The organism is Pseudomonas sp. NFR09, assembly GCF_900111535.1.
GTDB lineage: Bacteria > Pseudomonadota > Gammaproteobacteria > Pseudomonadales > Pseudomonadaceae > Aquipseudomonas > Aquipseudomonas extremorientalis.
The window spans coordinates 271793-293180 of sequence record NZ_FOIH01000005.1 but is presented as its reverse complement, the minus strand read 5'-3'; the positions used below and the strand labels follow the sequence as shown (position 1 = coordinate 293180).

Here is a 21388-nt window from a genome sequence, read left to right as displayed (position 1 = left end):
GTGGAAGCACATTTGATGGAATGGCTGAACCTGAGCGTGCGCTGGGTTCACATGATCACGGGCGTCGCGTGGATCGGCGCTTCTTTCTACTTCGTCTGGCTGGAAAACAACCTCAATCGCGTCAACCCCAAGAGCGGCCTGGCCGGTGACTTGTGGGCGATCCACGGTGGCGGTATCTACCACCTGGAAAAATACAAACTGGCCCCGCCGACCATGCCGGACAACCTGCACTGGTTCAAATGGGAGGCCTACTTCACCTGGATGTCGGGCATTGCGCTGCTGTGCGTGGTGTTCTACTGGAACCCGACCCTGTACCTGCTGGCCCCGGGCAGCAGCCTCAGTGGCCCGGAAGGCGTGTTGCTGGGCATTGGCTCACTGTTCGCCGGCTGGTTCATCTACTCCTTCCTCTGCGACTCGGCCCTGGGCAAGCGCCCTGCCCTGCTCGGTTTCATCCTGTTCGTGCTGTTGATTGCCGCCGCGTACGGCTTCAGCAAAGTGTTCAGTGGGCGGGGTGCGTACCTGCACGTGGGTGCGGTGATCGGCACCATCATGGTGGGCAACGTGTTCCGCATCATCATGCCGGCACAACGCGCGCTGGTGGCGGCGATCGCGGAAAACCGCACGCCGGACCCGGCGCTGCCCGCCAAAGGTCTGCTGCGTTCGCGTCACAACAACTACTTCACCTTGCCGGTGCTGTTCATCATGATCAGCAACCACTTTCCGAGCACCTACGGCAGCCAATACAACTGGCTGATCCTGGCGGGCATCGCGGTGGCGGCGGTGTTGGTGCGCCACTACTTCAACACCCGGCATAACAGCCAGAAGTACGCGTGGACGTTGCCGGTGGGTGCACTGGCAATGATCTGCCTCGCCTACGTGACCGGCCCCAAGCCGCTGGCCGAAGTGGCCAAGGCCCCGGCGGCCATCGAGTACCAGCCGTTGCCGGAAACCGCACTGGGCGGTGGCTTGAAACCGGCAGCGCCTGCCGCCCCCGCCGCTGAACCTGCGCCGGCCCAGGCGACGATTGATTTCGACAAGGTCCACGGGGTGATCCAGGAGCGCTGCGCCGTGTGTCACTCGGCCAAGCCCACCAGTCCGTTGTTCAGTACGGCTCCAGCGGGTGTGATGTTCGACACCCCGGCGCAGATCCAGCAGCAGGCCGCACGTATCCAGGCGCAGGCCGTGGCGAGCCAGATCATGCCGCTGGGCAACATCACCCAGATGACCCAGCAGGAGCGGGATTTGATTGGCACCTGGATCAACCAGGGGGCGCGTACCAACTGACAGGCTGGCGCAGATCCAAAGGTGGGAGGGGGCAGCCCCCCTCCCACAAGGGTCTCCAGTGTTTTGAAGATCGAGTTCCACCCGGCAATTGAATGCCGAACAACACAACAATAAAAAGATCCGAGGTGTTGCATGACCGAGTTAGCCGAACCGCAGATTCCCGCCGCACCCGCCCTGGTGCGGCTGCCCCTCTTGCAACTGATTCTGGTAGGCCTGCAACACGTCTTGCTGATGTACGGCGGCGCCGTCGCCGTGCCCTTGATCATTGGCCAGGCCGCAGGCCTCGGCCGTGAAGAAATCGCCTTTCTGATCAACGCTGATCTGCTGGTCGCCGGCATCGCCACCCTGGTGCAGTCGTTCGGCATCGGCCCGGTGGGCATTCGCATGCCGGTGATGATGGGCGCCAGTTTTGCCGCCGTCGGCAGCATGGTCGCCATGGCCGGCATGCCCGGTATCGGCTTGCAGGGCATCTTCGGCGCGACCATCGCTGCCGGGTTCTTTGGCATGCTGATCGCACCGTTCATGTCCAAGGTCGTGCGTTTTTTCCCGCCGTTAGTGACCGGCACGGTGATCACCGCGATTGGCCTGTCGCTGTTTCCCGTGGCGGTGAACTGGGCCGGCGGTGGCAGTGCCGCCGCGACTTTCGGCTCACCGGTCTACCTGGCGGTTGCCGCGCTTGTATTGGCCACCATCCTGCTGATCAACCGCTTCATGCGTGGCTTCTGGGTGAACATCTCGGTGCTGATCGGCATGGGCCTGGGCTACGCCTTGTGCGGCGCCATCGGCATGGTCGACCTCAGTGGCCTGGCCCAGGCGCCGTGGGTGCAGGTGGTGACGCCGTTGCACTTCGGCATGCCCAAATTCGAGTTGGCGCCGATCCTGTCGATGTGCCTGGTGGTGGTGATCATCTTTGTCGAGTCCACCGGGATGTTCCTCGCGCTGGGCAAGATCACCGGCCAGGACGTCACGCCGAAAATGCTGCGGCGCGGCCTGCTGTGTGATGCCGGTGCGTCGTTCTTTGCCGGGTTCTTCAACACCTTCACCCACTCTTCGTTCGCGCAGAACATCGGCCTGGTGCAGATGACCGGCGTGCGCTGCCGTTCGGTGACGATGATGGCCGGCGCATTTCTGATCGTGCTCAGCCTGCTGCCAAAGGCGGCGTACCTGGTCGCGTCGATCCCGCCGGCGGTGCTGGGGGGCGCGGCGATTGCCATGTTCGGCATGGTGGCGGCGACCGGGATCAAGATCCTGCAGGAAGCCGATATCGCCGACCGGCGCAACCAATTGCTGGTGGCGGTGAGCATCGGCATGGGCCTGATCCCGGTGGTGCGCCCGGAGTTCTTCGCGCAGCTGCCGCTATGGATGAGCCCGATTACCCACAGCGGTATCGCCATGGCCACCCTCAGCGCGTTGTCGCTGAATATCCTGTTCAACATTCTCGGCGGTTCTGAACGACCAGCCGTTGCTCCTACGCATTGATTCCTTCGTTCGCACAAAAACAATAACGAAACTGGGAACATCAACATGCACACCGTTCACCCGGGGCCGGTCACAAGCCGTGCCCCATTCTCGCCCCGCGCGCGCTGTAACGGCGCACTTGAGCCCAGGCCTGGGAGCCAGTATTCTCCGCGCCCGCTCGAATCGACTCAAAAAAAAACAGCGAATGTAAAAGCTGACTGCAAGGCCAACTTATCCCGGCCTAATGTCTGCGGCCAAAGTGCGCAAATGTCCTCTGAATTCGACTGCATCTCATGCAGCCGACGGGGATTTTTTGGCTTTTTAAACACCTTGGCGCAGCTCTTGCTAAAAGCACTAAAGCTGACCGAACAGACGATTTTTGCAGCGAACCAAAAGGCGCCACACCAGAGCGCCTGCGTAGAAGAAAAACCATAAAACTTTAACTCGGGAGCAACCGAATGAAACCTATGTTCAAAGGCCTGATGCTGGCGGGATCCCTGCTGGCCGGTGGCCAAGCCGTGGCCGGTGACCTGTTGCAGTGGCAGAACAACAGCCTGACTTACTTGTGGGGCAAGAGCTTTACCGTCAACCCGCAGATTCAGCAAACCGTCACGTTCGAACATGCCGATGCGTGGAAGTACGGTGATAACTTTATCTTCGTCGACCGCATCTTTTACAACGGCAAGGAAGACGGCAACGTCGGCCCCAGTACGTATTACGGCGAAATAAGCCCACGGCTGTCATTCGGCAAGATCTTCGATAAAGACCTGTCCTTCGGCCCCATCAAGGATGTATTGCTGGCGCTCACTTACGAGTTCGGCGAAGGCGACAACGAGTCGTACCTGCTCGGGCCTGGCTTTGACTTGAACATCCCCGGTTTCGATTACTTCCAGCTGAACTTCTACCAACGCCAGACCGAAGGCAATCGCCCGGGTGACGGCGTCTGGCAGATCACGCCGGTCTGGTCCTACACCATCCCAGTGGGCAATTCGGACGTGCTGATCGACGGCTTCATGGACTGGGTGACGGACAACGACAAGAACGCCCGTGGCACCTACCACGCCAATCTGCACTTCAACCCGCAGGTCAAATATGACCTGGGCAAGGCGCTGCATTGGGGCGACAAGCAGTTGTACGTGGGCTTTGAATACGACTACTGGAAGAACAAGTACGGGATCGAAGATTCCGGCGCGTTCAAGACCAACCAGGACACGGCGAGCTTCCTGGTCAAGTATCACTTCTGACCGTCAGGCCAGGCCGAGGAATTTCGACAATTCCTCGCGCTTGGCCAACGCATCCCGTCGCCCCAGCTCGATCAATTCACTGCAATACCCCGCCTCGAACAACAGGTAACTCAACACCCCCGCCCCGCTCGTCTTGGTCGCCCCCGGCCCGCGCAGAAACAAGCGCAACGCCGCCGGCAGTTCCTGGCGATGCCGCGCCGCGATCTCATCGATCGGCTGGCTGGGTGCGATCACCAGCACCTCCACCGCCGCCACCCCGGGTGCGACATGGCTGAACTGGTTCAAGCGTTCGAGCAATTCGATATCGCTTTCCAGGCTGTCAATGAACGTGCTGTTGAGCATATGCCCACCGATCTGCGCCAGGGTCGGCTCCTGGCCGGTGTAGCTGCGCTGTACCGCCGGCTCATTGCCCCGCGGGTTGCCGCTGACACCGACCACCAGCACGCGGCTGGCGCCCAGGTGCAACGCCGGGCTGATCGGCGCCGACTGCCGAACGGCGCCGTCGCCGAAGTACTCCTGGTCGAGTTTGACCGGGGCGAACAACAAGGGGATCGCCGAACTGGCCAGCAGGTGTTCGACCGTCAGTTGAGTCGGCAGGCCGATACGGCGGTGGCGCAACCAGGCGTCGATGGTGCCGCCGCCCTGATAGAAGGTCACTGCCTGCCCGGACTCATAACCAAAAGCCGTAACCGCCACCGCATGCAGGTGTTTGTTGCGGATGGCTTCGTCGATGCCGTCCAGATGCAGCTTGTCTTTGAGCAGCGCCTTCAGCGGCGTGCTGTCGAGCAGTGCCACCGGTACTTGTGCGCCCAAGCCCAGCAGGCTGTGGATCAGGAAACGGCTTGCCTGGCGGATCACCCCCGGCCAGTCACTGCGCAGCACCAGATGGCTGCTGAAGCCCTGCCAGAAAGCGGTAAGGCGTTGGATCGCGGCGGTGAAGTCCATGGCGCCACTGGCCAGGCTCACCGCATTGATCGCACCGGCCGAGGTGCCGACGATCACCGGAAAAGGATTGGGTGCACCCGAGGGCAGCAACTCGGCAATCGCCGCCAATACCCCCACCTGATACGCCGCTCGCGCCCCGCCGCCGGAAAGAATCAAGCCTGTAACCGGTTCAGCTGGGCGCATTGCGTCACTCCATGTGGGGAAATGTCTGTCTTATCGACGGCGTTTTTCGTACAGCTTGGGTTCACCCGGTGGCCGGCTCTTGAAGCGGCGGTGGGTCCACAGGTATTGCTCGGGGCATTCACGCACGGAGGCTTCAACCCATTGGTTGATGCGCAGGCAGTCGACTTCATCGCTTTCGCCGGGGAAGTCGGTGAGCGGCGGGTGGATCACCAGGCGGTAACCGCTGCCATCGGCCAGGCGCTGTTGAGTGAACGGCACCACCAGTGCCTTGCCCAGCTTGGCGAACTTGCTGGTGGCCGGCACGGTAGCGGCCTGGATGCCGAACAACGGCACGAAGATACTTTGCTTGGCGCCATAGTCCTGGTCCGGTGCGTACCAGATGGCACGGCCGGCGCGCAGCAGCTTGAGCATGCCGCGCACGTCTTCACGCTCCACGGCCAGGGAATCGAGGTTGTGACGTTCGCGGCCACGGCGCTGGATATAGTCGAACAGCGGGTTGCCGTGCTCGCGGTACATACCATCGATGGTGTGCTTCTGCCCCAGCAACGCTGCGCCAATTTCCAGGGTGGTGAAGTGCAGGGCCATGAGGATCACACCCTTGCCATCCAACTGCGCCTGCTTGAGGTGTTCCAGGCCTTCGACGTGGGCCAGGCGCGCCAGGCGCTGGCGCGACCACCACCAGCTCATGGCCATTTCAAAGAACGCGATGCCGGTGGAGGCAAAGTTTTCCTTGAGCAACTGTTTACGCTCTTTGGCGGATTTTTCCGGGAAGCACAGTTCCAGGTTGCGTGCGGCGATGCGGCGGCGTTCGCCGGCCACGCGGTACATGCCGGCACCCAGCAGGCGACCGATGGTCAGCAGCGCGCGGTACGGCAGTTGGGTGACCAGCCACAACAGGCCGAGTCCCAGCCATAACAGCCAGAAACGCGGGTGAAAAAATACAGCTCGAAAACGCGGGCGATCCATTACAGATTCCGGTAAAGACAAGGGCCGCGCATTCTACAACGGTTCGACCCGGCTTGCGGCCAGTGAGTGTTCTCGTTATAAGTCTCGACACTTTTCGTGACAAGCCGCTTTTGCCGACCATGAGCCAAACCGAACCGCTAGACCAAGATCCCGTGTTCCAGCTGAAAGGCAGCATGCTCGCCATCACCGTGCTGGAACTCGCCCGTAACGACCTCGACGCCCTGGACCGCCAACTTGCGGCCAAGGTCGCCCTGGCGCCGAACTTCTTCAACAACGCCCCGCTGGTGCTGGCCCTGGACAAGTTGCCCGCCGACCAGGGCAGCATCGATCTGCCCGGCCTGATGCGCGTGTGCCGCTCCCATGGCCTGCGCACGCTGGCGATTCGCGCCAGCCGTATCGAGGACATCGCGGCGGCCATCGCCATTGAACTGCCAGTACTGCCACCGTCCGGCGCGCGCGAGCGTCCACTGGAACCATTGGTCGGCGAAGAGAAGAAAAAACCGGAAAAACCACCCGAGCCTGCGATCAAGCCTACAAAGATCATCACCTCGCCCGTACGCGGCGGGCAGCAGATTTATGCCCAGGGGGGCGACCTGGTGGTGGTCTCCTCGGTCAGCCCGGGTGCGGAACTTCTCGCCGATGGCAATATCCATGTATACGGCCCGATGCGCGGACGTGCCCTCGCCGGCATCAAGGGTGATACCAAGGCCCGTATTTTTTGCCAGCAGTTGACCGCTGAGCTAGTGTCCATCGCAGGCCAGTACAAGGTTTCAGAAGATTTGCGCCGTGATCCGCTGTGGGGGGCTTCGGTGCAGGTCAACCTGTCGGGCGATGTGTTGAACATCATCCGTCTTTAACGGATACTGCCGCATTTTCCAAGCATCTCTAGACTCTGATAGCACAGCGAAACCGGCATTACTTATGTAGGAATTTTTTATTCCTACAAGGCTGTCCGCCTGCAGCGAGTTCCAAGAGATGTTTTTCAGGGACTGAAAAGTCCTTTTTCCTTAGGGGTGAAACACCTTGGCCAAGATTCTCGTGGTTACATCCGGCAAGGGTGGTGTGGGTAAGACCACCACCAGCGCCGCTATCGGTACCGGCCTCGCTCTGCGCGGCCACAAGACAGTTATCGTCGACTTCGACGTCGGTTTGCGTAACCTCGACCTGATCATGGGCTGCGAACGCCGCGTGGTGTATGACTTCGTCAACGTGGTCAACGGTGAAGCCAACCTGCAACAGGCCCTGATCAAGGACAAGCGCCTTGAAAACCTGTACGTGCTGGCCGCCAGCCAGACCCGTGACAAAGATGCGCTGACCAAAGAAGGCGTCGGCAAAGTCATCGCCGAACTGGCAGAAACCTTTGAATACGTGGTGTGCGACTCCCCCGCCGGCATCGAGACCGGTGCTCACCTGGCGATGTACTTCGCCGATGAAGCCATCGTGGTGACCAACCCGGAAGTCTCCTCGGTACGTGACTCGGACCGCATGCTCGGCCTGCTGGCCAGCAAGTCCAAGCGCGCCGAAGAAGGCCGCGATCCGATCAAGGAGCACCTGCTGCTCACCCGTTACAACCCTGAGCGTGTCAGCAACGGCGAGATGCTCGGTGTTGAAGACGTGAAGGAAATCCTCGCAGTGACCCTGCTGGGCGTGATTCCAGAATCCCAGGCGGTGCTGAAAGCCTCCAACCAGGGTGTGCCAGTGATTCTTGATGACCAGAGCGACGCCGGCCAGGCGTACAGCGATGCCGTCGATCGCTTGCTGGGCAAGACCGTGGAACACCGCTTCCTCGATGTCAAGAAGAAGGGATTCTTCGAGCGTATCTTTGGAGGCAACTAAACAATGAAATTTCTCGACTTCTTTCGCGCCAACAAAAAGCCTACGACCGCGTCGGTCGCGAAAGAGCGTCTACAGATCATCGTGGCGCACGAACGCGGCCAACGCAGCACCCCGGACTACCTGCCAGCCTTGCAGAAGGAACTGGTCGAGGTGATCCGCAAGTACGTCAATATCGGCAACGATGACGTGCATGTCGCCCTGGAAAATGACGGCAGCTGCTCGATTCTGGAACTCAATATCACCCTGCCTGATCGTTGATCGAACAGGCGGCCGCCACGGCGGCTCGGTCACCTTGATCCCTTTTCGGGAACCGGGTGGGCGAGCCGCCGTTGGCGTTTGTTACGAGGCTGTTTGATGCCGCTGTCCAATATCCACATCCTGTATCAGGACGCCGCCGTCCTGGTGGTGAACAAGCCCACCCTGCTGCTCTCGGTGCCTGGCCGCGCCGACGACAACAAGGACTGCCTGATCACCCGCCTGCAGGAAAACGGCTACCCCGAAGCCCGTATCGTCCATCGCCTGGACTGGGAAACCTCGGGCATCATCCTGCTGGCGCGGGATGCCGACACGCACCGTGAGCTGTCCCGCCAGTTTCATGACCGAGAAACCGAAAAGGCCTACACCGCCCTGGCCTGGGGCCAGCCGGAACTGGACAGTGGCAGCATCGATTTGCCGCTGCGCTACGACCCACCGACCAAGCCGCGGCATGTGGTCGACCACGAGTTCGGCAAGCACGCGCTGACGTTCTGGAAGGTGCTGGAGCGCTGCGGGGACTGGTGCCGCGTCGAGCTGACACCGATCACCGGGCGCTCGCACCAGCTGCGTGTGCACATGCTCTCCATCGGCCACCCGCTGCTGGGTGACGGCCTGTATGCCCATGAGCAAGCCCTGGCCGCCTGGCCACGCCTGTGCCTGCATGCGAGCATGTTGAGCTTCACTCACCCGCAAAGTGGCGAACGGTTGCGCTTCGAGTGCCCCGCACCGTTTTAAAGCTGTCAACGCAGATTCCACTGGCCTGCGATGGCGGAGTGTCAATCACTGTATGGGTTGGCTGAACCACTGCCATCGGGGGCAAGCCCCCTCCCACATTTGTGCTGTGCACTTCTTGCCATCGAACGGTAAACTCCGCGCATTGCTGTCTGGAGCTATTTATGCGCGAAGCGTTGAATCAAGGCCTGATCGACTTCCTCAAGGCCTCCCCTACTCCTTTTCATGCCACTGCCGCCCTGGCCCAGCGCCTGGAAGCGGCCGGCTACCAGCGTCTCGACGAACGCGAAACCTGGGCCACCGAGCCCAACGGGCGCTACTACGTCACCCGTAACGATTCCTCGATCATCGCCTTCAAGCTCGGCCGTCATTCGCCGCTGCAGGGCGGTATCCGCCTGGTCGGCGCCCACACCGACAGCCCGTGCCTGCGGGTCAAGCCCCAGCCCGAGCTGCAACGCCAGGGTTTCTGGCAACTGGGCGTGGAAGTCTATGGCGGCGCGCTGCTGGCGCCGTGGTTCGACCGCGACCTGTCCCTGGCCGGCCGTGTGACCTTCCGCCGCGACGGCAAGGTCGAAAGCCAGTTGATCGACTTCAAGCTGCCGATTGCCATCATCCCCAACCTGGCCATTCACCTGAACCGTGAAGCCAACCAGGGTTGGGCGATCAATGCCCAGACCGAGCTGCCGCCCATCCTCGCGCAATTTGCCGGTGACGAGCGCGTGGACTTCCGCGCCGTGCTCACCGATCAACTGGCACGCGAACATGGACTCAACGCCGACGTGGTGCTCGACTACGAGTTGAGCTTCTACGACACCCAAGGCGCTGCGGTCATCGGCCTGAACGGTGACTTCATCGCCGGCGCACGCCTGGACAACCTGCTGTCGTGCTACGCCGGCCTGCAAGCCCTGCTCACCAGCGACAGCGAAGAAACCTGCGTGCTGGTGTGCAACGACCACGAAGAAGTCGGCTCCTGCTCGGCGTGCGGCGCCGATGGCCCGATGCTGGAGCAGACCCTGCGTCGCCTGCTGCCGGAAGGTGATGAATTCGTACGCACCATTCAGAAATCCCTGTTGGTCTCAGCCGATAACGCCCATGGCGTGCACCCGAACTACGCCGACAAGCACGACGCCAACCACGGCCCCAAGCTCAACGCCGGCCCGGTGATCAAGGTCAACAGCAACCAGCGCTACGCCACCAACAGCGAAACCGCCGGGTTCTTCCGCCACCTGTGCATGGCCCAGGAAGTACCGGTGCAGAGCTTCGTGGTGCGCAGCGACATGGGCTGCGGCTCAACCATCGGCCCGATCACCGCCAGCCACCTGGGCGTGCGCACCGTGGACATCGGCCTGCCGACGTTCGCCATGCACTCGATCCGCGAACTGTGCGGCAGCCATGACCTGGCGCACCTGGTCAAGGTGTTGGGGGCGTTCTACGCGAGCCACGATCTGCCCTGATCTGAATGTGGGAGGGGGCTTGCCCTCTCCACATTGGTGTTGTGTACCCCTGATCTATATCACCTGCACTTCTCATAATCCGACCTAGACTTGTCAGTATTCCCACTCCGACAAGGCCGTCGCACCATGATCTCCATGTCTTCCTTCCACGCCATGCTTATCCCTATCCTGATCGGCATGATCATGTTGGCCGTGGGTTTCAACTTTCGCGACAAGCCCCTTGGCGTGTTCGGCATGTGGCTCGGCATGCTGCTGATCCTGGGCACCGTGGTGTACAAGATCCTCGCCAAACTGGCCGAATGACGCTTGCACTCGTACACTCGCTCAACCCGTCGTTTCCAAGGTTGACCGCCTCGTGCTTTCCCGTCTGTTTGCCCTGCCCTGCTATTGCTTGATCGCCCTGCTCACCTTGCTGCCGCTCACGCCTGCCCATGCCGTGGGTTTGCCCGGCCTGCTCGGCACCACCAACAAGACCCAACCCCAGGCCGAAGTGCCGCTGGGGCAGTCGCTGGACGAGGTGATCAAGACCCTGGAAAACGACCAGCAGCGCACTCAGTTGCTGAGCGACCTGAAAAAGCTGCGTGCCGCCACGCAAAAGGCCCAGCCGGCCGCCGAGGAAGGCGTGCTGGGCTTGATCGGCGGCACCCTGGCCAATCTCGAGGCACAGTTTTCGGGCGCCGACAGCCCGCTGGGGCGCTGGTCCAACGAGGTCGACCTGGCCAAGGAAGAACTCGGCGCGCTGATGCTGCCGGCCAACGAATGGCTACCGATCATTTTCGGTTTTGCCCTGATCCTCGCGGTGTGGAGCCTGCTGGCCTACGCGCTGATCTGGCTCAGCCATCGGGTGCGCGAACGTTTCGGCCTGCCTGAAGAATTGCCGCAACATCCACGCACCTGGGACATGGTGCGCTTCGCCCTGCGCAAGCTCGGCCCGTGGATGATCGCCCTGGTGATCACGGTGTACCTGAGCTACGCCCTGCCCTCGTCCCTGGGCAAGTCCCTGGCGATGGTGCTGGCCTACGCACTGGTGGTGGGCACCTGTTTCTCGGCGATCTGCGTGATCGCGTTTTCGGTACTCGACGGCCCGCACCGTCATCGCGCGCTGTATATCCTGCGCCACCAGGCGTTCCGCCCGCTGTGGTGGATCGGCAGTTTTGCCGCCTTTGGCGAGGCCTTGAGCGACCCTCGACTGGTCCAGGCCCTGGGCCAGCACCTGTCCCACACCGCCGCGACAGTCGCCAATGTGATGGCGGCGCTGTCGACCGGTGTATTCATCCTGCGTTTCCGCCGGCCCATCGCCCACCTGATCCGCAACCAGCCGCTGTCGCGCCGCCTGACGCGCCGCGCCCTCAGCGACACCATCGAAATCATCGGGTCCTTCTGGTACATCCCGGCCTTGCTGCTGGTGGGTATCTCGCTGTTCGCCACCTTCGTCTCGGCCGGCGATACCAGCACCGCCTTGCGCCAGTCCCTGCTGTGTACGGTGCTGCTGGTGCTGTGCATGGTGATCAACGGATTGGTGAGACGCCACGCGCTCAAGCCGCAACGCGGTCACAAGCGCCACGCGCTGTATTCCGAACGCCTGAAAAGCTTCGTCTACACCCTGGCCCACCTGATCGTGTGGCTGGTGTTTATCGAGTTGGGCCTGCGGGTGTGGGGCCTGTCGCTGATCCGCTTTACCGAAGGCGATGGCCATGAAGTCAGCGTCAAGCTGTTCGGCCTGGCCGGGACCTTGTTGTTCGCCTGGCTGATCTGGATCCTCAGCGACACGGCGATCCATCATGCCCTCACCCGCTCGCGCAAGGGCCTGGCCAATGCCCGTGCGCAGACCATGATGCCGTTGATCCGCAACGTGCTGTTCGTGACCATCTTTATCATTGCTGCCATTGTCGCCCTGGCGAACATGGGCATGAACGTCACGCCGCTGCTGGCCGGTGCCGGTGTGATCGGCCTGGCCATCGGTTTTGGCGCGCAGTCGCTGGTGGCGGACTTGATCACCGGCCTGTTCATCATCATCGAAGACTCCCTGGCCATCGACGACTACGTGGATGTGGGCGGCCACCTGGGCACCGTGGAAGGCCTGACCATCCGTACCGTGCGCCTGCGGGATATCGACGGCATTGTGCACACCATCCCGTTCAGCGAGATCAAGAGCATCAAAAACTACTCGCGGGAGTTCGGCTACGCGATCTTCCGGGTGGCGATCCCGTACAACATGGAAATCGACGACGCTATCAAGCTGATGCGCGACGTCGGCCATAAAATGCGCAACGACCCGCTGCAACGCCGCAATATCTGGTCGCCCCTGGAGATTCAGGGGGTGGAGAGTTTCGAGTCGGGCAGCGCGATCCTGCGGGCGCGGTTCAAGACGGCGCCGATCAAACAGTGGGAAGTGTCGCGGGCGTTCAACCTGTCGCTGAAACGGCATCTGGATGAGGCAGGGCTGGATCTGGCTACGCCGCGTTTGAGCGTGCAGGTGGTGACGGCGGCTTCGGGCGGATTAGACAAAGAAAAAAACACCTGAAAGCAACACAGCTCAAAATGTGGGAGGGGGCTTGCCCCCGATGGCGGTGTATCAGTCACTCATTAGTCGACTGACACTCCCTCATCGGGGGCAAGCCCCCTCCCACATTTTTGATCTGTGGCGTTTACGCGATCGCAGCGCTGTCCATCTTCTGACGCAGGCTCAACGGGCGCATGTCGGTCCAGACCTCCTCGATATAGGCCAGGCACTCTTTCTTCAGGCCGCTCTTGCCCACGGTGCGCCAGCCTTCCGGCACGGCCTTGTAGTCGGGCCAGATGGAATACTGTTCTTCATGGTTGACCACTACCTGAAACAGGATGTCGTCGCGGTCAAATACTGAGGTCATTGCTGTTCTCCATCGCTATAAGGCTGGCTGCGCACCGTGCGCAGTACCGATATCTGTAGAAACGTACCAGGCTGGCAAAAAATTAGAGGCTGGCGACCGCCGCCGCCAACGCGCGTCCGAAGATGTTCGCCACCCGGTCCACTTCGCTGGCGGTGATCACCAGCGGCGGCAGGAAACGCACCACGCTGCCATGCCGACCGCCCAGTTCGAGGATCAGCCCGCGCTTGAGGCATTCACGCTGCACCAGCGGCGCCAATTGGCGATGCACGGGCGGATGGCCTTGAATGTCCGGCGTGCCAGTCGGGTCGACCAGCTCCACGCCGAGCATCAGCCCGCGACCACGAATATCCCCCAGGTGCGGGAAGTCGCGCTGCAGGATGCGCAGGTGTTCACCGAGGCGCTCGCCCATGGCCGCCGCATGGCCGGCCAGGTCATGGTCCTTGAGGTAGCGCATCACCGCCGACCCCGCCGCCATGGCCATCTGGTTACCACGGAAGGTCCCGGCATGGGCGCCCGGCAGCCAGGTGTCGAGCCAGTCGCGGTACACCACCACCGCCAGCGGCAGGCTGCCGCCGATGGCCTTGGACATCACCACCACATCCGGGATGATCCCGGCGTGCTCAAAGGCAAACATCTTGCCGGTACGGCCGAAACCACTCTGGATCTCATCGACGATCAACGCCACGCCCGCCTGCTCGGTGATACGGCGCAGGCCGCGCAGCCAGTCCAGGTCAGCCGGAATCACACCGCCCTCGCCCTGCACCACTTCGACAATCACCGCCGCCGGCAGTAATACACCGGCCTCCGGATCGTTCAGCAGGTTTTCCAGGTAGTGCAGGTTGACCCGTACGCCTTCCGCGCCGCCCAAGCCGAACGGGCAGCGATAGTCGTAGGGGTATGGCAGAAATTGCACGCCACTGCCGAGCAAGGCACCCAGGGGTTTCTTCGGCCCCAGGCTTCCCATCAGGCTCAAGGCGCCCTGGCTCATGCCGTGATAACCGCCCTGGAATGACAATACGGTGCTGCGCCCGGTGGCAGTGCGCACCAATTTCAATGCGGCTTCCACCGCATCGGTGCCGGTGGGGCCGCAGAACTGGATTTTCGCTTCCCGCGCCAGCGCCGGCGGCAACAAACCGAACAGGTCCTGCACGAACTGGTCCTTGACCGGGGTGGTCAGGTCCAGCGTGTGCAGGGGCAATTCATCAGCCAGCACCTGTTGAATAGCCTCGATCACGACCGGGTGGTTATGCCCCAGCGCGAGGGTGCCGGCGCCGGCCAGGCAGTCGATGAAGCTGCGCCCTTCGACGTCTTCCACGTAAATCCCCTTGGCACGCTTGAGTGCCAGGGGAATGCGCCGCGGGTAGCTGCGGGCATTGGATTCCTGTTGGCGTTGACGGGCCAGCAGCGGAGTTTCGTCGAACTGGTAAAGCGTTTCATGCACCTGGGCGTCTTCGATACGGCTGGTAGCGACTGACATTTCTCGATCCCTCAATACGCTGATGATGGTGACCAAACTGCCGATCCGCTGGCGTCTGGCCCCAAGGGGCATGCGCACGGATTTCCTGTTCTGGAAACGCACCAGCGTCGAGGGGATTTAGGGCCTTTGATCACTCGCCAGTGAATACAAAACCAAATGTGGGAGGGGGCTTGCTCCCGATAGCAGTGGATCAGTCACTGGTGTCGGGACTGACAGAGCGCAATCGGGGGCAAGCCCCCTCCCACATTGGAATTGCGTTCGGCGTCAAAGACCGCGGTATTTTTCGTTCAGTGCATACAAAATCGCGCAGGTCTCCGCATCCAGGAACCCGCAGTAATCCCGCGCCCGAAAGTGCATCTGAAACGCCCGCGTCCTCTGTTCAAACCCTTGCCGGTTCTTCGCTGGCGCATAGCCATAGCGTTGAAACGCCCGCTCTACCTCGACCTCCGGCGGCAGGCCCAGGCAAAACCGGCGCTGATACATCGCCCGTGCCGCCTCATCAAACCAGGCCCCCACCCCTGCTTCATGCAGACACCGCCACGGCAGGCGCGGCCCCGGATCGCTCTTGCGCCCGAACGCCACGTCCGCATGCCCGAGGATGTCGGTGGGCCCGATCTGCGGGTATCGCTCAAGAATGTCGCGAACCAGTGCAATCAACACGTCGGTCTGTTCCGGCGCATAGGCCGGAAAGCTGAACACACCGCCGTCATCCCGCGCCTGGTTGACGATCTCGATGCCAATCGAGCGGCTGTTGAGGTTGTCGCGCCCCGCCCAATGGCTCACCCCGGCGTGCCAGGCGCGCTGGTCTTCCTCCACCAAACGGAAGACACGCAGCTCTTCATAGCCCGCCGCGCGATAGTCGGGCTCATCAGGGTCGGGCAGCAAGTAGTGTGCACTCACCCCATCCTGAGTCAGGGTGCGCAGGGAGGCACCAAAAGGCGCTGCGGTGTAATGCAGGATCACCTGCCGCACGGGCTCGCCGTTGCGTTCGTTGAAGCCTCTGGCAGGGAAACTGGTATCGATGACCAACATGAGAACCGTCCTTTTTCAATACAGGCCGAGTCATTCAGCCCGTTCAAGCGCAAAAAATTACCGCCATCCTGAAGGCTTCAACTTCAGGAGGGCGGTAGCTATTTGGCACTTGAAAGAAAAGTGATCAGCAGCGCAGTGGCATACCCAGGTCAACGCGCAGGCCGTCCGGCCCGCTGTCGAACTTCAACGAGCAGGAACAGCGCTGCACGATCGCTTGCACGATCGCCAGGCCCAGGCCACAGCCTTCGCTGTTACCGTTGCGCCAGAAGCGTTGGGTCAGGTACTGCAGGTCTTCGGGGGCAATCTGCTTGCCGTGGTCACGCACGCGGAACACCACACTATCGGCGGCGGTGAATACGCTGAGCTCCACCCGGGTATCGGTCGGCGTGTGGCGCAACGCGTTGTCCAGCAGGTTACGCAAGGCGGCGACCGCCAGGCCCACCGGCATCTCCACCGGGGTGGCCGAAAGGTCGTCCGGCAGGATCAGGTCGATGCGCGAATTGTCACCGGCATTGGCATCCTGGATCGCCAGGCGCGCTACTTCTTCGGCGCTGGAGTGCATGCCATCGTCAAACGACAGGTTACCCTCCACCCGCGCCAGCAACAGCAATTGCTCCAGGGTCCGATGCAGGCGGTCGGCGCCCTCCTCGGCATGGGCCAGGGACTGGTCGCGGGCCGCACCTTCGGTCATGCGCGCCACTTGCAGGTGGGTCTTGATCGCGGTGAGCGGGCTGCGCAGTTCGTGGGCCGCGTCACCGGTGAGGCGGCGCTCGCGCTCGATGGTCTTGGCAATGCGTTGCAACAGCTGGTTCTGGGTGTCCAGCAGTGGCTCGAGTTCGCTGGGCAACGGGTGGATCTGCAACGGTTCAAGGGAATCGGCACTGCGGCGCATCAAGGCGTCACGCATACGGTTGAGCGGCAGCAGGCTCTGGCCGATGCCCAGCCACAACAGGCACAGGCAGCCGAGCATCGCCACGCCCACCGGCACCGACGCCGCCAGCAGGATCGACAGGTTCAGCGCCTCGCGCTCCACTTGCCGGTCGGCCGTGGTGATCAGCAGGTCGCCACGGGACAGGGTGAAACTGCGCCAGCCCACGCCATCGACGACCTGGTCGCGAAACCCGCTCTTGCGCGACTCCAGCCCCTCATCCGGCGTGGTGTGGCTGCGCGCCAGGATTTCCCCGCGCAGGGAACTGACCTGGCAGGCCATGCCGCCAGGCACATTCAATTGTTCAGCGCTGAAATGCGCGCCGCCGCTGACGCTGGCCAGGCCCGGCATCTGTTCGGTCAGCCCCGCCACCATGCGCGCCGACGCAACCAGGCGCTGGTCGAGGGAGAACATCATCTGGTTGCGCAGGTCATTGAGCATCCAGGCCGCCGCCAGGGCCCAGATCAACACAAAAGCGGCGCCGAGCTTGAACGTCAGGCGCAGGCGCAGGCTTTTCACGATGCGTCCTCGCCCCCATCGGCTGGGCCCAGGCGGTAGCCGAGGCCGCGCACGGTCTCGACAATGCCGTTGCCCAACTTGCGCCGCAGGTGGTGGATATGCACGTTGAGCGCGTTGCTTTCCAGTTCGTCGTTGAAGCCGTAGACGCTGTCCTTGAGCTGTTCGCTGGACAGCACCCGGCCTTTGTTGTGCAGCAGGGCTTGCAACAGCGCCTGCTCGCGACGCGACAGGTCAACCGGCTCGCCGCCCAGGAAGGTTTCGCGGCTGCTGGGGTCGTAGGCCAGGCGGCCATGCTCGATCAGGTTGACACTGCGCCCTGCCACCCGTCGCAGCAGGGTTTGCAGGCGCGCGGCGAGTTCGCGCAGGTCGAAGGGTTTGAGCAGGTAGTCATCGGCGCCGGCTTGCAGGCCGTCGACGCGATTGGTCACCGAGTCCCGCGCGGTGAGGATCAGCACCGGAATCTCCAGACCCTGGCTGCGCTGTTGCTGCAACAACTTCAGGCCGTCTTCATCCGGCAGGCCCAGGTCGAGCACCATGATGTCGAACGTCGCCGCCTTGAGCATCGCGCGTGCGGCGCCCGCCGTGGCCACGTGTTCAACGGTGAAACCCTGGGCGGTGAGGCCGGCCACAATGCCGCTGGCGATCAGTTTGTCGTCTTCACAGACCAGTACGTGCATGGTGAACCCTTCATGAAAGATGGGGAGATTAAAGGGGCAGCGGATTAAGCGCAGATTATGCCGCTAAACACCCCTCACTCAATCTAGAATAGCCGTGGTTAATCATCGGTTAATCAACGCCACACATTGTGTGCCTACTTGCATCGAACTAAGGCTTGACCATGCGGCATCTGTTTACCTTTCTGCTGGTGTTGTTCGCGGGGCTGGCCCAGGCCGCGCCGGGCAACCCGTTTGAGACCAAACCCGATTTCCTCCCGGTGGGCAAGGCCTTCACCTTTACCTCCGAACGTCTTGAAAGTGGCGAGATGCAGCTGTATTGGCAGATTGCCGACGGTTACTACCTGTACAAGCAGCGCATGAAGTTCGACGGCCTGGCCGAAAAACCCGTGCTGCCCAAAGGCGAGGATCACAGCGATGAGTTCTTCGGCGACCAGGAGGTCTATCGCCAAGGCCTGGAAGTGAAGATTCCCGCCGGCGCCACCGGCCAGGTCAAGCTGGGCTGGCAGGGCTGTGCCGATGCGGGTCTGTGTTATCCGCCGCAGTCGATCACCGTGGATCTGGGTGGCAAACCGGCCGTCGCCGCCACCGCACAAGCCCAGGACCAGAGCCTGGCCAGCGGTTTGCAACAACGAAGCCTGGGTTGGAGCCTGTTGATATTCTTTGGCTTGGGACTGCTGTTGGCCTTTGCACCGTGTTCATTGCCGATGCTGCCGATTCTCGCCGGCCTGGTGGTGGGCAGTGGTGCCAGCCCGCGTCGCGGGTTTGCCCTGGCCAGCAGCTATGTGGTGTGCATGGCGCTGGTGTATGCCGCGCTCGGCGTATTGGCTGCCTTGCTTGGCGCCAACCTCGCCGCGCTCCTGCAAACCCCATGGATCCTCGGCAGCTTCGCTGCGCTGTTCGTGATCCTCGCCTTGCCGATGTTCGGCTTCTTTGAACTGCAATTGCCGGCGTTCCTGCGCGACCGCCTGGACAACGTCAGCCGCCAGCAAAGCGGCGGCAGCCTGGTGGGCGCAGGGATTCTCGGTGCGCTGTCCGGCCTGCTGGTGGGTCCGTGCATGACCGCGCCCCTGGCCGGTGCCCTGCTGTACATCGCCCAGAGCGGCAATGCGCTGCACGGCGGCCTGATCCTGTTCGCCATGGGCATCGGCATCGGCATTCCGCTGTTGCTGCTGGTGACCGTGGGCAACCGCTTCCTGCCCAAGCCGGGCACCTGGATGAACGTGCTCAAGGGCGTCTTCGGCTTCCTGTTCCTCGGCACCGCCGTGCTGATGATCCGCCCGGTGGTCGGCGAAAACCTGTGGATCGGCCTGTGGGGCGTACTCGCGCTGATCATGGCCTACTGCGGCTGGACCCTGGCCCGCGAATACGGCCTGGCCGCCAAGGTATTTGGCGCGGGCTCCCTGGTACTGGGCTTGTGGGGCGCGGTGCTGGTGGTGGGCGCAGCGGGCGGCAGCGACGACCTGTGGCAACCGTTGAAGGTCTACAGTGGCTCACGAGGCGCCGGCGCGGCATCCGCCCACGACGCCTTCATGACCATCAGCGACCCGGCCGTGCTGCAAAGCCAGCTCGACAGCGCCAAGGCCCAAGGCCAATGGGTGTTGGTCGACTATTACGCCGACTGGTGCGTGTCGTGCAAGATCATGGAAAAACAGGTGTTCGGCAAACCCGAAGTCATGCAGGCGCTCAAAGACGTACGCCTGCTGCGCCTGGACGTCACCGCCGACAACGCCGCCAGCCGCGCGCTGCTCGGTCGCTACAAAGTGCCTGGCCCACCGAGCTTCGTGTGGATCGGCCCGGACGGTGAAGAGCGCCGCGCCCAACGCATCACCGGCGAAGTGGATGCCGCCGCTTTCCTGCAACGCTGGACGCAAACCCGAGATGCACTCTGATGCTGACCCTGACCATCGGCACCTTCGCCATCGCCCTGAATCACATCCTGCTGATCAGTGCGCTGATTCTCGCCACCCTGGTGGGCTGGCGCGTGGCCAAGCGTGGTGGTGAAAACCCGGAATCAGTGCTGTTCAGCCTGTTCCTGCTGGGCATGCTCGCTGCCCGCGTCAGCTTTGTGCTGATGTACTGGGGCGACTACCGCAACGACTGGGTGCAGATGGTCGACCTGCGCGATGGCGGCTTCCTTGCCTGGCCGGGCGTGATCGCCCTGGTCCTTGGCGCACTGGCCTATGGCTGGCGCCGCCCGGCCCTGCGCAAGCCGCTGGGCGCCGGGGTGATCACCGGCCTGGTGTTCTGGGGCATGACCAGCTTGTCCCTGAGCCTGTACGACAAGGGCTCGCAACTGCCGCAGATCACTCTGCGTAATGCCAGTGGCGAGGTGGTGCAACTGGCCGACTACAAGGGCGGCCCGCTGGTGATCAACCTGTGGGCCACCTGGTGCCCACCGTGCCGCCGAGAAATGCCAGTGCTGGAACGCGCCCAACACCAACGGCCTGACGTGACCTTCCTGTTCGTCAACCAGGCCGAAAGCATGCAGAGCGTCAGTACCTTTCTTGCGACCCAAGGCCTGACCCTCGACAACGTGCTGTTCGACGCCAGTGGCCGCCTCGGCCAGGCCGTGGGTTCCATGGCCCTGCCCACCACATTGTTCTATAGCGCCGATGGCCGCCTGCTCAACAGCCACCTCGGCGAATTGTCCCAGGCCAGCCTGGCCCGCGCCATGGAACCCTTCGACACCGCCCCTCAAAGGAAACCGACATGCCAAGCCTCCGCCACCTGCTGACCCTGCTGCCGCTGACGCTCGCGGCCACCCTGGCCCAGGCCGAAGACTGGCCGGCACCGATCAAACAGATTGAAGCCAAGGGCGCCAAAATCCTCGGCAAATTCGACGCCCCCAGCGGCCTCACCGGCTACGCCGCGCAATACCAGAACCGTGGCATGGCCCTGTACCTGACCGCCGACGGCAAAAGCGTGATCGCCGGCAACCTGTACGACGCCCAAGGCAACGACCTGAGCAGCGCGCCCCTGGAAAAACTGGTGTACGCACCGATGGCCAAGGAAGTCTGGGCCAAGATGGAAAAAAGCAGCTGGATCCAGGACGGCGACGTCAAGGCGCCACGCATCGTCTACCTGTTCAGCGACCCCAACTGCCCCTACTGCAACATGTTCTGGGAACAGGCCCGCCCCTGGGTGAAGGCCGGCAAGGTGCAGTTGCGCCACATCATGGTCGGTATTATCCGCGAAGACAGCCCAGGCAAATCGGCCGCGCTGTTTGCCGCCAAAGACCCGCAGAAAGCGTTGGAAGAACATGAGGCCGCCGGTAAAGGCAGCAAGTTGCAGGCGCTGGCCAAGATTCCGGCGGATATCGAGGCCAAGCTTGATGGGAATATGAAGTTGATGGATGAGCTGGAGCTGTCGGCGACGCCGGCGATTTTCTATCTGGATGACAAAGGGGGGTTGCAGCAGCAACAAGGGGCGCCGTCGCCGGAGAAGCTGGTGAAGATTCTTGGGCCGAAATAGGCGGCGCCTTGACTGACGCCATCGGGGGCAAGCCCCCTCCCACATTTGAAATGCATT

At 62.4% G+C, this 21388-nt stretch carries 20 protein-coding genes; 13 read left to right on the top strand and 7 right to left on the bottom strand.

What is annotated here, in order from left to right; all coding sequences use genetic code 11:
• The 3 genes from BMX59_RS14070 to BMX59_RS14060 all read left to right on the top strand — a co-directional run bounded on the left by BMX59_RS14070 (position 1) and on the right by BMX59_RS14060 (position 3986).
• A complete protein-coding gene (locus BMX59_RS14070; protein WP_093122397.1) occupies positions 1 to 1284 on the top strand; it encodes a urate hydroxylase PuuD in 1284 nt (427 codons plus the stop codon).
• Positions 1285 to 1416: 132 nt separating this feature from the next.
• Positions 1417 to 2763 (top strand): nucleobase:cation symporter-2 family protein, encoded by a 1347-nt coding sequence (locus tag BMX59_RS14065; protein ID WP_071490786.1) that lies wholly within the window; start codon positions 1417 to 1419, stop codon positions 2761 to 2763.
• A 437-nt stretch (positions 2764 to 3200) separates the two neighbouring features.
• A complete protein-coding gene (locus BMX59_RS14060; protein ID WP_093122394.1) occupies positions 3201 to 3986 on the top strand; it encodes an outer membrane protein OmpK in 786 nt (261 codons plus the stop codon).
• Positions 3987 to 3989: 3 nt separating this feature from the next.
• On the opposite strand, the gene BMX59_RS14055 is transcribed toward BMX59_RS14060, so the two are convergent.
• Together BMX59_RS14055 and BMX59_RS14050 are read right to left on the bottom strand one after the other, a co-directional pair.
• The gene (locus BMX59_RS14055; protein ID WP_092243148.1) at positions 3990 to 5114 is read right to left on the bottom strand and encodes a patatin-like phospholipase family protein; all 1125 of its coding nucleotides are present in this window, start codon (positions 5112 to 5114) and stop codon (positions 3990 to 3992) included.
• 30 nt (positions 5115 to 5144) lie between these two features.
• Positions 5145 to 6080, bottom strand: a complete 936-nt coding sequence (locus BMX59_RS14050; RefSeq protein ID WP_071490788.1) for a lipid A biosynthesis lauroyl acyltransferase — start codon at positions 6078 to 6080, stop codon at positions 5145 to 5147.
• Positions 6081 to 6199: 119 nt separating this feature from the next.
• Here BMX59_RS14050 and minC point away from each other — a divergent pair, with 119 nt between their 5' ends.
• From minC to BMX59_RS14020, 7 genes are all read left to right on the top strand, one after another.
• The gene (gene minC / locus BMX59_RS14045; RefSeq protein ID WP_071490789.1) at positions 6200 to 6937 is read left to right on the top strand and encodes a septum site-determining protein MinC; all 738 of its coding nucleotides are present in this window, start codon (positions 6200 to 6202) and stop codon (positions 6935 to 6937) included.
• 166 nt (positions 6938 to 7103) lie between these two features.
• Positions 7104 to 7916, top strand: coding sequence for a septum site-determining protein MinD (gene minD, locus BMX59_RS14040; protein ID WP_071490790.1), 813 nt, complete (start codon positions 7104 to 7106; stop codon positions 7914 to 7916).
• Between the two features lie 3 nt (positions 7917 to 7919).
• Positions 7920 to 8174, top strand: coding sequence for a cell division topological specificity factor MinE (minE, locus tag BMX59_RS14035; protein WP_010208824.1), 255 nt, complete (start codon positions 7920 to 7922; stop codon positions 8172 to 8174).
• A gap of 96 nt (positions 8175 to 8270) precedes the next feature.
• On the top strand, positions 8271 to 8906 hold the full coding sequence (locus BMX59_RS14030; protein WP_015885133.1) for an RluA family pseudouridine synthase: 636 nt from the start codon (positions 8271 to 8273) through the stop codon (positions 8904 to 8906).
• A gap of 161 nt (positions 8907 to 9067) precedes the next feature.
• Positions 9068 to 10357 (top strand): M18 family aminopeptidase, encoded by a 1290-nt coding sequence (locus BMX59_RS14025; RefSeq protein ID WP_092243143.1) that lies wholly within the window; start codon positions 9068 to 9070, stop codon positions 10355 to 10357.
• Positions 10358 to 10483: 126 nt separating this feature from the next.
• Positions 10484 to 10660: a hypothetical protein gene (locus BMX59_RS30460; RefSeq protein ID WP_163034621.1), complete on the top strand. Its 177-nt coding sequence runs from the start codon at positions 10484 to 10486 to the stop codon at positions 10658 to 10660.
• A gap of 52 nt (positions 10661 to 10712) precedes the next feature.
• On the top strand, positions 10713 to 12881 hold the full coding sequence (locus tag BMX59_RS14020; RefSeq protein ID WP_093122389.1) for a mechanosensitive ion channel family protein: 2169 nt from the start codon (positions 10713 to 10715) through the stop codon (positions 12879 to 12881).
• Between the two features lie 124 nt (positions 12882 to 13005).
• On the opposite strand, the gene BMX59_RS14015 is transcribed toward BMX59_RS14020, so the two are convergent.
• The 5 genes from BMX59_RS14015 to BMX59_RS13995 all read right to left on the bottom strand — a co-directional run bounded on the left by BMX59_RS14015 (position 13006) and on the right by BMX59_RS13995 (position 17860).
• A complete protein-coding gene (locus tag BMX59_RS14015; RefSeq protein WP_058424653.1) occupies positions 13006 to 13227 on the bottom strand; it encodes an MbtH family protein in 222 nt (73 codons plus the stop codon).
• 82 nt (positions 13228 to 13309) lie between these two features.
• A complete protein-coding gene (locus BMX59_RS14010; RefSeq protein WP_093122383.1) occupies positions 13310 to 14704 on the bottom strand; it encodes an aspartate aminotransferase family protein in 1395 nt (464 codons plus the stop codon).
• 264 nt (positions 14705 to 14968) lie between these two features.
• A complete protein-coding gene (locus BMX59_RS14005) occupies positions 14969 to 15736 on the bottom strand; it encodes an N-acetylmuramoyl-L-alanine amidase (protein ID WP_093122380.1) in 768 nt (255 codons plus the stop codon).
• 124 nt (positions 15737 to 15860) lie between these two features.
• Entirely contained in the window at positions 15861 to 17183 is a 1323-nt protein-coding gene (locus BMX59_RS14000) for an ATP-binding protein (RefSeq protein ID WP_093122377.1), read from the bottom strand.
• Positions 17180 to 17860 carry a response regulator gene (locus BMX59_RS13995; RefSeq protein ID WP_028617287.1) on the bottom strand — a complete coding sequence of 227 codons (681 nt, stop codon included), beginning with the start codon at positions 17858 to 17860 and terminating at the stop codon, positions 17180 to 17182. Before BMX59_RS13995 ends, BMX59_RS14000 begins: the two co-directional genes overlap by 4 nt.
• Positions 17861 to 18021: 161 nt before the next feature.
• Here BMX59_RS13995 and dsbD point away from each other — a divergent pair, with 161 nt between their 5' ends.
• From dsbD to dsbG, 3 genes are read left to right on the top strand one after another with little or no spacing between them, the layout of a single operon-like run.
• A complete protein-coding gene (gene dsbD, locus BMX59_RS13990) occupies positions 18022 to 19749 on the top strand; it encodes a protein-disulfide reductase DsbD (RefSeq protein WP_093122374.1) in 1728 nt (575 codons plus the stop codon).
• Positions 19749 to 20594, top strand: a complete 846-nt coding sequence (locus tag BMX59_RS13985; protein WP_093122371.1) for a TlpA disulfide reductase family protein — start codon at positions 19749 to 19751, stop codon at positions 20592 to 20594. Before dsbD ends, BMX59_RS13985 begins: the two co-directional genes overlap by 1 nt.
• Positions 20570 to 21331, top strand: a complete 762-nt coding sequence (gene dsbG, locus BMX59_RS13980; RefSeq protein ID WP_093122368.1) for a thiol:disulfide interchange protein DsbG — start codon at positions 20570 to 20572, stop codon at positions 21329 to 21331. The genes BMX59_RS13985 and dsbG overlap by 25 nt, the downstream gene beginning before the upstream one ends.
• Positions 21332 to 21388: the final 57 nt, after the last annotated feature.

What these genes read in the sequence shown, in the direction of transcription:
- BMX59_RS14050 (WP_071490788.1), bottom strand. Translation starts at nt 6,080, where the DNA reads ATGGATCGCCCGCGTTTTCGAGCTGTATTTTTTCACCCGCGTTTCTGG.
- BMX59_RS30460 (WP_163034621.1), top strand. Translation starts at nt 10,484, where the DNA reads ATGATCTCCATGTCTTCCTTCCACGCCATGCTTATCCCTATCCTGATC.
- dsbD (WP_093122374.1), top strand. Translation starts at nt 18,022, where the DNA reads ATGCGGCATCTGTTTACCTTTCTGCTGGTGTTGTTCGCGGGGCTGGCC.
- BMX59_RS14065 (WP_071490786.1), top strand. Translation starts at nt 1,417, where the DNA reads ATGACCGAGTTAGCCGAACCGCAGATTCCCGCCGCACCCGCCCTGGTG.
- BMX59_RS14030 (WP_015885133.1), top strand. Translation starts at nt 8,271, where the DNA reads ATGCCGCTGTCCAATATCCACATCCTGTATCAGGACGCCGCCGTCCTG.
- minE (WP_010208824.1), top strand. Translation starts at nt 7,920, where the DNA reads ATGAAATTTCTCGACTTCTTTCGCGCCAACAAAAAGCCTACGACCGCG.
- minC (WP_071490789.1), top strand. Translation starts at nt 6,200, where the DNA reads ATGAGCCAAACCGAACCGCTAGACCAAGATCCCGTGTTCCAGCTGAAA.
- BMX59_RS14005 (WP_093122380.1), bottom strand. Translation starts at nt 15,736, where the DNA reads ATGTTGGTCATCGATACCAGTTTCCCTGCCAGAGGCTTCAACGAACGC.
- BMX59_RS14055 (WP_092243148.1), bottom strand. Translation starts at nt 5,114, where the DNA reads ATGCGCCCAGCTGAACCGGTTACAGGCTTGATTCTTTCCGGCGGCGGG.
- BMX59_RS14010 (WP_093122383.1), bottom strand. Translation starts at nt 14,704, where the DNA reads ATGTCAGTCGCTACCAGCCGTATCGAAGACGCCCAGGTGCATGAAACG.
- BMX59_RS14060 (WP_093122394.1), top strand. Translation starts at nt 3,201, where the DNA reads ATGAAACCTATGTTCAAAGGCCTGATGCTGGCGGGATCCCTGCTGGCC.
- BMX59_RS14025 (WP_092243143.1), top strand. Translation starts at nt 9,068, where the DNA reads ATGCGCGAAGCGTTGAATCAAGGCCTGATCGACTTCCTCAAGGCCTCC.
- dsbG (WP_093122368.1), top strand. Translation starts at nt 20,570, where the DNA reads ATGCCAAGCCTCCGCCACCTGCTGACCCTGCTGCCGCTGACGCTCGCG.
- BMX59_RS13985 (WP_093122371.1), top strand. Translation starts at nt 19,749, where the DNA reads ATGCTGACCCTGACCATCGGCACCTTCGCCATCGCCCTGAATCACATC.
- BMX59_RS14015 (WP_058424653.1), bottom strand. Translation starts at nt 13,227, where the DNA reads ATGACCTCAGTATTTGACCGCGACGACATCCTGTTTCAGGTAGTGGTC.
- BMX59_RS13995 (WP_028617287.1), bottom strand. Translation starts at nt 17,860, where the DNA reads ATGCACGTACTGGTCTGTGAAGACGACAAACTGATCGCCAGCGGCATT.